An 11,183-nucleotide genomic window follows, 5' to 3' on the forward strand; every position below is an offset into this window, starting at 1 on the left:
TCCTAACTTTTACATATCATTTTTATTTATCATACATTTTCTAGTTCCATTATCATTTTGAAGTATAAAAATAAATTTATCAGAGTATAGTTTACCTTTTATCTCAACTGTATATGGTATTCTATAAACTCTATTATAATTGTCATCTTCACAAGTATAAATGGTATCTTTTTTAATAATTGGTTTTATATCTTCATATTTTTCATCTTCTAATGTATGCATATTGCTTCCTTCAAAAGTAACTACATCTTCTTGATTATTATCTGTTTCCTCTTTTTTTTCAATCTCATCAGGATCAATTTTGGGTATAAACTCTTTTTTATCTTCAATTGTAGAGATTTTTGTCTCTGTTGGTATATTTGTTTGAAGTTGAGAAGATTTTGTATTTAAATTGAAAAGAATAAGAACAATAAGAATAATATTTATAATAGATAGAGCTACTAAAGAGTAGGCTATTTGAGTCATTGTTGTAGACGTATTATTATCTTTTTTATTTTCTATAATTTTAGTTAAGTACTCTATTCTATCTTGTAATTGTTCATTTCTTTCATTTTCCATTAATAGATTTTGTCTATTTAACTCATGAAGTTGGGCTAAAATATTTTGATATTTGTCATTTTCATTATTCATATATTTCCTTAATTATTATGTTCATTGTTACTGTTTTTTATATATAAAACTAAATTATTCCAATCAATAAGTTCACTATTTTGTGAAAATACTGTGTCAAATGTTTTTTTGTTCCAATATAAAAAACTTAATGGATCTAGGCTTTTATCTAAATATTTTACTTCATAATGTAAATGAGGACCATTACTTGTTCCAGTGTTGCCAGAAAGTCCTATTATTGTCCCTTTTTTTACTATTTGTCCAACATTTACAAATATTTTATCAAGATGGGCATATAAAGTTTCAAAGCCATAGTTATGAACTATTTTTATTACTTTTCCATATCCTTCATTATCATTTTCATTTATATTTGAAACTATGCCATCAGCTGTTGTATAAACATCAGTTCCTATTTTTGCTCTTAAATCAAGCCCTGAATGAAATAGTGACTTATTAAATATTGGGTGAAATCTTGTGCCATACTTTGAAGTAATAAACACTTTTTCCAATGGTGAGGCACTTGGAATAGAAGTTAATATATAACTTTTATCTTTGTCTTCAAATTTTGTATTAAGGTAAATATCCTTTTTATTTGACAAATCTAAACCTATATTTAAAAGCTTTTGTAAATCTTCTAGTTGAGAGTTTAATTGTTCAATTTCATTTATTCTATTATTAATTTGTATTTTATAAAGCTCATCTTTAGTTTTCAATTCACTTTTTAAATCTGTAATGCCAAAATTTAAAAAGATTATATATGAAGAGAGCAATATTAATATTATTAAAAATATAATAATATCTCTTTTTTTTATTAAATTTTCAGATCTCACATTTTTTCAATATTTTAGAAATTTGTTTATTTATAATCTGTTAAGTCATCCATCGAGACTATTAAATCTTTTCCTGCAATTTTCCCATATTTGTCACCAATAGCAGAGGTATATACTCTTTCTATTCTAATTTTGTTTCCTTCAACATAAAAAGAGTTTTTAATCTTTTTGTCATCTATTAGTGTAGTATTATAAAGGTTATTATAAGGGAAAACTTCAATTTTACTTGGTATTATTCGATAATAAGTATAGCTTATTTTTTTTGTCGGTTTTATTTCAGTATCTTCTGATAAACTGTTTTCTGTTATGTCATCTTTTGTAGTTTGTTCAACATCATTTTGTGTTTGGGGTTGTCTATTAATGGTACATCCTACAAATAGTATTATTAATGTACAAATTAAAAGTATATTTTTCATTTTGATCCTTTTATTTAAATAAAATTTGTTTTCTTAAATGATTTTTTTCATCTTGGAATTTGACATATATAGGAGTTAATTTATATATTTTGAATCCAAAAAGCATATCATTTTCATTATAACTATGTTCATTAAAAACTAAACTACCATCTTGGTATTTAATTTTATTTTTATAGTTATGAATTTCATCCAATGAATTTAGTTTAATTTCATTAGAAGAGACGTTAGATGGTGTATTCACTGCAAGTACTTCTTCTAAATCTCTATTTAGTTCTTCTTCACTCTCTTCTGTGTATTTGTTAATCTCATCATCCAAGTTCCCACTATAAGTAACAATTCTGTCAAGTTTCTCAGCCACATTTTCGGTTGACATAACTACAAGATTTTCATCATATATATCATCATTTAACGTAGATATATTATTACTATTATCTATTTTTTCATTTGTTGATATGTTATTTGTAGTTAGTTCATCTTTTTTATTTATTTCAATTGAATTAATTTCTTTTATTGATTCATTTGAAGATAAAGTACTTTGTTGTGGGATGCTTTTATCTTCTTTATTAAAAATAAAAAATGTTAAAAATAGAATAAATAGTGTTGTAAAAGTAGGAATAGCATACTTTTTATATTGAACAAAAAAGTCTTTATTAGTATTATCTTTGATTTTTAGTTTTAGTATATTTATAATATTTATTATTTTCTCTTTTTTTGTTATATCTTTTTCTTGAGAAATAGAAGCTATTTCAACCTTCTCTTCAATATTGTTTGTGGTAGAAATAACTTTTTCTTTGATATCTATTATTTCATTAATATCTAATAGTTCGTCATCTTCATTAAGCTCTTTTAAAAGTGTATTAATAACCTTATTATCGCTACTTATATATTCATTCTTTTTAATTTGATTCAATATATTTATTAGCTCTTCATCATGCTTAATTTCATATTTATTAAGAAGATAATTTGCTGACAGTTGATTGTTTTCATCGTCTAAAATCTCTTGATAAATTTTGTTATAATTCTCAAAATTCACTATGTTTCTCCTGATAAGTAATAATTGGATAAATTATTACAAAATAACTTTTAAAGTTAGTTTAAATTTGACTTATGTATAATCATATTTATTATTAATAAATTTAATTTAAGGTAAACAAATATCAAAATGAATCTTATAAAAATAAATAACAAACTTCTAAGCGCATTAGAAGGTAAATTCATTATATTCACTGCAGGATATAAAGGAGGAATAGGCAAGTCAGTTATTGCACTGGGGCTTGCTAAAGAGTTTGATGTTCCATATATTACAAATGATCAAGGCTCAGCAATAACAGGACAAGCAAAGTTTTATAATCATACATATTTAACATATGATTTTGAATTTGATAATAAAATAAATGAATCAAAAGTAGTGGTAGTAGATTTAGCAGGATGTTTTTTAATTGATAAGGTGATATTAAATTTAATAAAAAAATCACAATTAGTAATCTTGCCAACAGGAGAAAATCCTTATCTAGATCATACAGGTTGTTTAATATCAGCAAATAATATATATGAGTTGAATAAAAATTTGATGTTTATTACCACTGGAATTGAAAAAGAGAAAATAAAAGATACTGTTTTTAATTTCAATAAAGTAAAGAGTAAATATCCAGATTTTGAACGGCTTAAAGTATATGGATTATCAAAAAGTAATAAGATTATTTTTGATTCAATTGCTAAAAGAAGAAGTTATATTAGAACATATCTTACTTATGATGAAATAGAGAAAGAAGAGCATAAAACTTTTATAAAAGATTGGTCAAAAATTATAAAAGAGATTAAATCAAGGATTGATTCAAAATAGATTCTTTTTCAAAAAATCGAAATTTATATCCAAATTAAATAATGTATTAAATTATTTATATTATAATGTTGCATTATAAAAAAAGGAAAAGAATGTTAACTAATACGACCTATAAAAAAATGAATATGATAAATGATTATGCAATTGATAAAATAAAATACGATTTTTTAGATTTTGATATTTATGCACAAGCCTTATCTGAATCTCTTTTAAATACGCAATCTCCTTTTTCTTTAGGTATTTATGGAGAATGGGGAAAAGGAAAAACTTCACTTTTAAATTTTTTAATTAATGAAATAAATAGTAACAAAAATGGGAAAAAACTTGTAACAGTATATTATGATTCTTGGAAATATAGAAAAGAAAATAATTTGTTAATTGATTTGATAAATACAATTGAAAAAGAGTTTCAACTTCAACGATTAAAATTTGATGATAGTTTAATTATCAACATATTGGATTTATTAAGTTATATAAAATTGACTGCATTAAATAGCACTTGCGACAATAATAATGGAATTTATTTTGAAAATGAAGAACATATATTTCAAGTGTATGAGGTATTGAAAAATTTGGAAAATACTCTATTTGATGAAGATTTTTTAATTATAGTTTTTATTGATAATTTAGATAAATGTAGTTCAAAAGATGTGATTAATATCTTAGATAGTATTAATCAAATTTTCAGAATAAAAGGTTTCTCTTTTGTTATAGCTTCTGATATTGATACCTTAGAATATAAATTATCAAAGAAACTTATTAATAGTAAGGAGTATCTAAATAGAGTAATAAATTTGCCTTTTTATTTACCTTCATTTAATGGGAAAATAAATGATTTATTAGAGAATATTTATTTAAGAAACAATTCAGATGAATCCTTGGAACAACCAATAAAAAATATATTAAATTCAATATCCTCTTTAGAACTATTGTCTCCTAGATTAATAATTAGACTTATAAATAGAATTAAATTATGCTCTAATATTTATATGAAATTAAATCCAAACACTCAATTATCAAATGAAAATATACTCTCTTTGTTCTCTATATCTTGCATTTTAGAAGAGTTTTTCAGAGAGCTACATTCAATTCTAATAAAGAATAATTCTTTGTCTAAATTTATAATAAAATTAGTTCAAAGAGAAGAGTTTTATAAAGATGAAATTCTCTCAAATATTAATGTGATTGATATAGATAAAGAGGTACTAATAAATATATTTGAAGATAATTTCAATTTATTAAAAATGATTTTCAGTACAGAAGAAGGTAAATATTGGTTAGAAAATAGAGCATATAGAATAAGTACTTATGAATTTTTGAAATCAAATAATAGTTACGTTGAGAGTGAAAAAATTGACTCTTTGCCTCTTTATAAAACTGATTTTTCTGAAAATGCTATATCTTTTGGTGAAAAAGAGATCAATCCAAAAGAGTTTATAAAAATACCTAATAAAGAGTATGAAGTCAGTAAATATGTAATAACAAATTGTTGGTTTGAAGAGTTCATATTGTCAGGTGGTTATGAAAATTCAAATTATTGGACAGATGTGCCTTCCAAAATTTGGTTAATGAATAACAAAATATCTTCATTAGATGAAAAATATGATTTCATGATTAACAAAGAATCAATCTATTTTAAAAAGAAATTTAATCAAGAGTTATTAAAAGATAATTTTAATAGCCCTTTACAACCAATAGTTTATATTACCTATTATGAAGCAGTTGCATTTTGTAGATATTTAACAGATTTAGACAATGAATATGAATATTCAATTCCAACAAAAGAGCAGTGGGAATATATTGCAAATGCAGGGGATAGAACAAGGTTTTACCCTTGGGGAAATATCTGGGATAACAATTATTGTAATAATGCAACTAATCAATTAAATAAAACTACACAAATTGGACTTTTCCCACAAGGAGATTCAACATTTGGAGTAAGTGATATGGTTGGTAATGTTTGGGTATGGACATCAACTTTAGATAACAATGATTATAATTATTTAAAAGGTGGTTCTTGGAGTTTTAGTGAATCTTCATATTTTAAGATATCAAATTCTCAAATGAATTTTTACAATAACCCAAGTTATCAACACTACGATATAGGTTTTTTATGTATTCGAAAGAAAAAATAAAATTTATTTAGGTATTCTAAGAGTAAAACATGCGCCATCTTGAATATTTTTAACATCAAGTAGTGCATTGTTTTTTTGTGCAATTTGAGTACTTAAATATAAACCAATGCCTGTTCCATTCTCTCTTTTAGTGGTGACATTTGCTTTAAAGATATCATTAATGATTTTATCAGGTATTCCTCCTGCATTGTCACTAACTTCAACTACATTATAATGTTCTTCTTTATATATTTTTATTGTAATGATTCTTTTGGGAATATTATTTGAACAAAAGGCATCTTTAGAGTTATTTATTAGATTTAAAATAATATGTTTAAACTCATTTTCAATTCCAAGAAGTTTGAAACTATCTACAATTTCAAAATTCACTTCTATTTTATGTTTGATAAATTCATCTTTAACAAAAAGTAGAACTTTTTTTATCATCTTATCAATAGCAAATTCACTGCTTGGTTTATTTGGTCTAAAAAAGGTTCTAAACTCAATTAAAGTGTTATTCATCTCTTCAATAATTTCTCTATTTGAAGTTTCAAAATTTTTGATATAGTCACTATCAACTTTGCCATTTTCATAGGCAAAGCTTAAACTATTTAATTTTAATGATAATATGTTTAAAGGTTGAATCCATTGGTGAGCAATTGCATCTATCATCTCACCCATAGCTGCAAATTTTGATTGTTCTAGGATAATTTTTTCTTTCTCTTCTCTTTTTCTAATCTCTTCTTTTACTTTTATTTCTAAATTATTTTTATATTCATCCAACTCTTCATTTGCTTCAATTAGACGTAATTGCATCTTATCACTTTGTTTGATAATTTTATCAAGTCGTTCACTTTTTCTTTTATAATCATCCAAAAGTTCTAATAATCCATCTTTAAATTGGTTATAGTCTTTTTTTAAGAATTTGCCTATATATTCTGAGTTTTCATTATTTTTTTTCATTACTATATCCTATTGCTTAAAAGTGATTATAACATTAATTTTTTTATAACTTATTAGAAAATGTATTATTATTTTTAGTTTTCTATTATTTATAATAAAAATTTTTATAACATAAAAGAATAATCAAAGTTTAATTTAGTAATTATATTATGTATATTTAAGTTATATTTTGTTTTTTATAAGCTCATATTTTAAAGGCTGAAAATGAATATTAAAATGATTCAAGATATTGTAGAAGAAGATGGAATTTTATTTCTAACTTATGGTGGATTTATTTCACAATCCTTAATCTCTTCAATGATGGAAGCTTTGGAAAAAGAGGCCGAACAAAATAATCTTAACTTAGGCATCTCTAGTAATATTTTTACAATCTTTATTGAACTTACTCAAAATATGATGAACTACTCAAAAAGTAAAAACCTTGAATATGATGAAAATAGTCCAGAGGGATTAATTCTGGTTACAAAAGATATAGATGATTGCTATTATATTCATAGTCAAAATATAATAACTGAAGATGATAAAAATAGAATTGAACCTAAATTGGAAAAAATTGTAGATATGTCAAAAGAAGAGATAAAAAAAGAGTACAGGCTTCTAAGAAAAAGTGGAAAAGATTCCCATGGGAAGGGTGCTGGAATAGGTTTTTATGAAATTGCAAAGAGAAGTGATGGAATAAAATTTGAATTTAATAAAATTACTGATGAAAAATACTATTTTCATTTTATATCAAAAATTAAAACAAATAAGGAGAAATAATTATGCATGATTTAATAATAGATGAAACAAAATATACCCCATATATTAAACTTGATGCTACAAATGGAATTATAGAAATAAAAGGAAAATCGTATCCAGAAAATACATTTGAGTTTTATAAACCAATGATGAATTGGGTTGAAGATTTTTTTAATTCAGATAGAAAAGAGAAAACATTAGTAAATTTGGAAATCATATATTTTAATTCTAGTAGTTCAAAGCTCTTTTTTGATTTTTTTGATTTACTTGAAGAGGCTCATAATAAAGGGAAAGAAATAGAAATAAACTGGATATATCATAGTGATAACGAAAGCGCCCTTGAAGCTGGTGAAGATTTTAAAGAGGATTTCCTGGAACTAAATTTTAACTTAGTAGAAAAATAGATTTAAAGAGTAATACCATGCCAAATGAAGAGAAAAACAAACTTATTTTTGAGTTAGAACTTCTTCAAGAAAGTTTTAAAGAGACTACAAGTAAACTAATTAAAGATATAAAACGTCACGATAAGATTATGATACAAAGTGATAAAAGACAAAGGCAAGAGTATGATGAGCTTCAAAAGAAGCTTGAAGAGGTAGAAGCTTTAAGTAAAGAGATAGAAGAGACCCAAAGAGAAGTTGTTTTTACAATGGGTGCAATAGGAGAGAGTAGAAGTAAAGAGACAGGGAATCATGTAAAAAGAGTAGCTGAATATTCAAAAGTTTTTGCTTTATATTATGGATTAGCTAAAGAAGAGGCAGAAATGCTAAAACAAGCTAGTCCAATGCACGATATAGGAAAAGTAGCAATTCCTGATTCCATACTAAATAAACCAGGTAGATTTGATGAAGAGGAGAGAAAAATTATGAACACTCACTCTCAATTGGGATATGATATGTTGAAATACTCAACAAGACCCCTTTTAAAATGTGCTACAACAGTTGCTTACGAACATCATGAAAAGTGGGATGGCACAGGTTATCCAAGAGGATTAAAGGGTGAAGATATTCATATCTATGGAAGAATAACTGCAATGGCAGACGTTTTTGATGCATTAGGAAGTGATAGATGTTATAAAAAAGCCTGGGATGATGAAAAAATCTTTAATCTCTTTAAAGAAGAAAGAGGCAGACACTTTGACCCAAAACTTGTAGATATCTTTTTTGAACATTTGGATGAATTTTTAGAGATTAGAGAGAAACTAAAAGATGAGTTTTAGTCTACTCTTTTAGTAACTCTTCAATTTTATCTTCAAGTTCTATAGGTTTTGTAGTTGAAGCATATCTATCAATTACTTTACCTTTTTTATCAATTAAAAATTTAGTAAAATTCCATTTTATAGCTTCTGTTCCAACAACTCCTAAAGCAGCTTTTTTTAAATATTTATAAAGTGGTGCAGCATTTTCACCATTTACATCAATTTTTTCAAACATATCAAAATTGACTCCATAGGTTAATTGGCAAAACTCTTTTATCTCTTTATTTGTGCCTGGTTCTTGGTTTGCAAATTGATTTGAAGGGAATCCTAAAATCATAAAATCTCTATTTTTATACTTTTCATAAAGATTTTCAAGACCTTCATATTGCCCTGTAAAACCACACTTACTTGCTACATTGACTATTAAAAGAACTTTACCTTTGTATTTTGATAAAGAGATCTCTTCTCCATCAATATTTTTAACATTAAAACTATAAATATCCATAGAATTCTCCTTAGAATAAAGTGATGTAAAGAGGAAAAGAGTGATTAAAAAAAGAGCTCTTAACATAAATATCCTTTCTTAAAATTTTACATAAAAAAGGTATTTTTTAATAGCTCTTTTTTACGTTTTTTATTGATAGTTTATATAAAAGGGTTGTCTTTGGATTTTTTTACCCTTAGTTGATTCCCACCCCAGTATCTGTTTTGGAGTCATAATTTTTGTGTCGTTATTATAAAAAATTTTAAATCCACTATCTGCAATTGTAGTTTGCTCTTCACTATATATTGAATTATATATTTTTATTTTAACTGCTGGTGCTCCATGTCCATCAATATTATAGACAAGTTTTATATTATCAAATTTTTTTACTTTGTCTTTTTCTCTTAACATTTTATCATGAAACATATGAACTATTAAGAGTTTGTTTTCTAAATGATTTTCATTTATATAGTTACTAATTAACTCTTGTGCATCATTTAAATCTTGTGCATAAATATGACCTATAAATTTACCTGGAGGATACTTTTTATGTTTTGGTATTTTAAACTCAGGGTCAATAGCTAAATGTACATGATCGTATTTTAAATATTTTAATACAGGAGTTATTGCTTCAACAGGAGTATTTGAACCCATTTGTAAATCTATGATTACTTCAAAACCCTCTTCTTGTGCTCTTTTTATATATGGCATTAGGCTTTTTTCTGAAAGTCTTAACATATAGGTATCTCTAGAACCAGCATCAGATGTTGCAAGTCCATAAATTATATGAAAGGCCATTTTTACTTCTACTTTATTATCTAACTCTTTTTCAAAGTATTTAGCTTTCTCTTTCATTTTTTGAACCAATTCATCAATATTACTTTGTCCTAATATGCCAAGGGATTTAGTATTTGGACGTCCATAATAACCAACTATAATTTGGTCTTTTTTCACCTCTTCTTGTTTTTTATCAATGTTAGCACTAATATTCTCTAAAAAAATAATTGAGATTAGTAAAACAAATCTAAAAATATTACTCACTTCTTCTTATCCTATTTTTAATTTCCAAATGCTTTTAATAGCACTTCTTTGTAGTGATTTAATTGTTGCATTAAAGCGTCATCTTGACCATTTATATCTGGATGATATTTTTTTGCCAACTCTTTATATCTCTTTTTTATCTCTTCTTTTGTTGGTGTTGTCGTAAATCCAAAAAACTCTTTTGCTTGTTCAACCTCGCTAAATGGAGCATTTGTATTAAAACTACCTCTTCTAAATTGTTCTTGAAACTGCTCAAAATTGAAATCATATCCACCATTTTGTGAACTTGACCTAAAATCTTGTCCATTAAAAGTAAATCTAAAACTATTGCTATGCTCTCTTAGCTTTTTTTTAAATTGATAGATTACAATATATGCAATTACAACAAGTGCAAAAAGTATTAATAAAAAAGTACCAAAGTTAGTAAATATAAGATACAAAATACCAAAAAATATTCCCCATCTTATTAAACTTCCTATGATATATGATAACTCTCTTCCCATAAACCTTAAATCCTATTTATAATTTTGACATTATAGTATTTTATTCTAATAAGGAGTTTATTTAAAAAAGATAATTTAAAATATCATTTTTTAAATTCTAAGAGGGCTAAATCCAATGATTCTTTAGTGATTGGTTTTTTTAAAATCTTTTTAACACCAATCTCATGCATATTATGAAGTTCTCTTTTATTAACAACTGAAGTAATAACTATAATTTTAACATTTGGGAATAGAGCCAATATTTTTTTTGAAGCTTCATCCCCTTTCATATTTGGCATTTCAAAATCCATAGTTATAAACGTTGGAGACAATTCTTTTGTTTTTCTTAGAGCTTCAAGACCATCTTTTGCTTCACCAACAACTTCATAACCTAATTGAATCAGTATCTTAGATATTTTTTCTCTTGATACCTTTGAATCATCTACAATCAAAAATTTCATTTTT

At 25.1% G+C, this 11,183-nt stretch carries 14 protein-coding genes; 5 read left to right on the forward strand and 9 right to left on the reverse strand.

What is annotated here, in order from left to right:
- Nucleotides 1-9: 9 nt before the first annotated feature.
- The 4 genes from AEBR_RS05040 to AEBR_RS05055 form a co-directional block, all read right to left on the reverse strand.
- Nucleotides 10-630 carry a hypothetical protein gene (locus AEBR_RS05040; protein WP_129087200.1) on the reverse strand — a complete coding sequence of 207 codons (621 nt, stop codon included), beginning with the start codon at nt 628-630 and terminating at the stop codon, nt 10-12.
- 8 nt (nt 631-638) lie between these two features.
- Nucleotides 639-1,322, reverse strand: coding sequence for a M23 family metallopeptidase (locus AEBR_RS05045; protein WP_172658853.1), 684 nt, complete (start codon nt 1,320-1,322; stop codon nt 639-641).
- 143 nt (nt 1,323-1,465) lie between these two features.
- Nucleotides 1,466-1,855 carry a hypothetical protein gene (locus AEBR_RS05050; protein WP_129087202.1) on the reverse strand — a complete coding sequence of 130 codons (390 nt, stop codon included), beginning with the start codon at nt 1,853-1,855 and terminating at the stop codon, nt 1,466-1,468.
- A 10-nt stretch (nt 1,856-1,865) separates the two neighbouring features.
- Nucleotides 1,866-2,888 (reverse strand): hypothetical protein, encoded by a 1,023-nt coding sequence (locus AEBR_RS05055; protein ID WP_129087203.1) that lies wholly within the window; start codon nt 2,886-2,888, stop codon nt 1,866-1,868.
- Nucleotides 2,889-3,017: 129 nt separating this feature from the next.
- On the opposite strand from AEBR_RS05055, the gene AEBR_RS05060 reads away from it, so the two are divergent.
- Nucleotides 3,018-3,698: a hypothetical protein gene (locus AEBR_RS05060; protein ID WP_129087204.1), complete on the forward strand. Its 681-nt coding sequence runs from the start codon at nt 3,018-3,020 to the stop codon at nt 3,696-3,698.
- Between the two features lie 92 nt (nt 3,699-3,790).
- A complete protein-coding gene (locus AEBR_RS05065) occupies nt 3,791-5,833 on the forward strand; it encodes a P-loop NTPase fold protein (RefSeq protein WP_164969478.1) in 2,043 nt (680 codons plus the stop codon).
- A 3-nt stretch (nt 5,834-5,836) separates the two neighbouring features.
- Here the strand turns inward: AEBR_RS05065 and AEBR_RS05070 are convergent, their stop codons facing one another.
- Nucleotides 5,837-6,775 (reverse strand): sensor histidine kinase, encoded by a 939-nt coding sequence (locus AEBR_RS05070; RefSeq protein ID WP_129087206.1) that lies wholly within the window; start codon nt 6,773-6,775, stop codon nt 5,837-5,839.
- A gap of 204 nt (nt 6,776-6,979) precedes the next feature.
- On the opposite strand from AEBR_RS05070, the gene AEBR_RS05075 reads away from it, so the two are divergent.
- From AEBR_RS05075 to AEBR_RS05085, 3 genes are read left to right on the forward strand one after another with little or no spacing between them, the layout of a single operon-like run.
- The gene (locus tag AEBR_RS05075) at nt 6,980-7,534 is read left to right on the forward strand and encodes a SiaB family protein kinase (protein ID WP_206732115.1); all 555 of its coding nucleotides are present in this window, start codon (nt 6,980-6,982) and stop codon (nt 7,532-7,534) included.
- A 2-nt stretch (nt 7,535-7,536) separates the two neighbouring features.
- Complete coding sequence (locus AEBR_RS05080) at nt 7,537-7,917, forward strand: DUF1987 domain-containing protein (RefSeq protein WP_129087207.1); 381 nt, start codon at nt 7,537-7,539, stop codon at nt 7,915-7,917.
- A gap of 17 nt (nt 7,918-7,934) precedes the next feature.
- Entirely contained in the window at nt 7,935-8,732 is a 798-nt protein-coding gene (locus AEBR_RS05085; RefSeq protein ID WP_129087208.1) for an HD-GYP domain-containing protein, read from the forward strand.
- A 1-nt stretch (nt 8,733) separates the two neighbouring features.
- Here the strand turns inward: AEBR_RS05085 and AEBR_RS05090 are convergent, their stop codons facing one another.
- From AEBR_RS05090 to AEBR_RS05105, 4 genes are all read right to left on the reverse strand, one after another.
- On the reverse strand, nt 8,734-9,216 hold the full coding sequence (locus AEBR_RS05090) for a glutathione peroxidase (RefSeq protein ID WP_129087209.1): 483 nt from the start codon (nt 9,214-9,216) through the stop codon (nt 8,734-8,736).
- A 129-nt stretch (nt 9,217-9,345) separates the two neighbouring features.
- A complete protein-coding gene (locus AEBR_RS05095) occupies nt 9,346-10,236 on the reverse strand; it encodes a hypothetical protein (protein ID WP_129087210.1) in 891 nt (296 codons plus the stop codon).
- A 17-nt stretch (nt 10,237-10,253) separates the two neighbouring features.
- Nucleotides 10,254-10,739 carry a J domain-containing protein gene (locus tag AEBR_RS05100; RefSeq protein ID WP_129087211.1) on the reverse strand — a complete coding sequence of 162 codons (486 nt, stop codon included), beginning with the start codon at nt 10,737-10,739 and terminating at the stop codon, nt 10,254-10,256.
- Nucleotides 10,740-10,822: 83 nt separating this feature from the next.
- On the reverse strand, nt 10,823-11,179 hold the full coding sequence (locus tag AEBR_RS05105; RefSeq protein ID WP_129087212.1) for a response regulator: 357 nt from the start codon (nt 11,177-11,179) through the stop codon (nt 10,823-10,825).
- Between the last annotated feature and the right edge of the window lie 4 nt (nt 11,180-11,183).

The organism is Halarcobacter ebronensis (assembly GCF_013201825.1).
Lineage (GTDB): Bacteria > Campylobacterota > Campylobacteria > Campylobacterales > Arcobacteraceae > Halarcobacter > Halarcobacter ebronensis.

What these genes read in the sequence shown, in the direction of transcription:
- AEBR_RS05040 (WP_129087200.1), bottom strand. Translation starts at nt 630, where the DNA reads ATGAATAATGAAAATGACAAATATCAAAATATTTTAGCCCAACTTCAT.
- AEBR_RS05050 (WP_129087202.1), bottom strand. Translation starts at nt 1,855, where the DNA reads ATGAAAAATATACTTTTAATTTGTACATTAATAATACTATTTGTAGGA.
- AEBR_RS05060 (WP_129087204.1), top strand. Translation starts at nt 3,018, where the DNA reads ATGAATCTTATAAAAATAAATAACAAACTTCTAAGCGCATTAGAAGGT.
- AEBR_RS05065 (WP_164969478.1), top strand. Translation starts at nt 3,791, where the DNA reads ATGTTAACTAATACGACCTATAAAAAAATGAATATGATAAATGATTAT.
- AEBR_RS05070 (WP_129087206.1), bottom strand. Translation starts at nt 6,775, where the DNA reads ATGAAAAAAAATAATGAAAACTCAGAATATATAGGCAAATTCTTAAAA.
- AEBR_RS05075 (WP_206732115.1), top strand. Translation starts at nt 6,980, where the DNA reads ATGAATATTAAAATGATTCAAGATATTGTAGAAGAAGATGGAATTTTA.
- AEBR_RS05080 (WP_129087207.1), top strand. Translation starts at nt 7,537, where the DNA reads ATGCATGATTTAATAATAGATGAAACAAAATATACCCCATATATTAAA.
- AEBR_RS05085 (WP_129087208.1), top strand. Translation starts at nt 7,935, where the DNA reads ATGCCAAATGAAGAGAAAAACAAACTTATTTTTGAGTTAGAACTTCTT.
- AEBR_RS05090 (WP_129087209.1), bottom strand. Translation starts at nt 9,216, where the DNA reads ATGGATATTTATAGTTTTAATGTTAAAAATATTGATGGAGAAGAGATC.
- AEBR_RS05100 (WP_129087211.1), bottom strand. Translation starts at nt 10,739, where the DNA reads ATGGGAAGAGAGTTATCATATATCATAGGAAGTTTAATAAGATGGGGA.
- AEBR_RS05105 (WP_129087212.1), bottom strand. Translation starts at nt 11,179, where the DNA reads ATGAAATTTTTGATTGTAGATGATTCAAAGGTATCAAGAGAAAAAATA.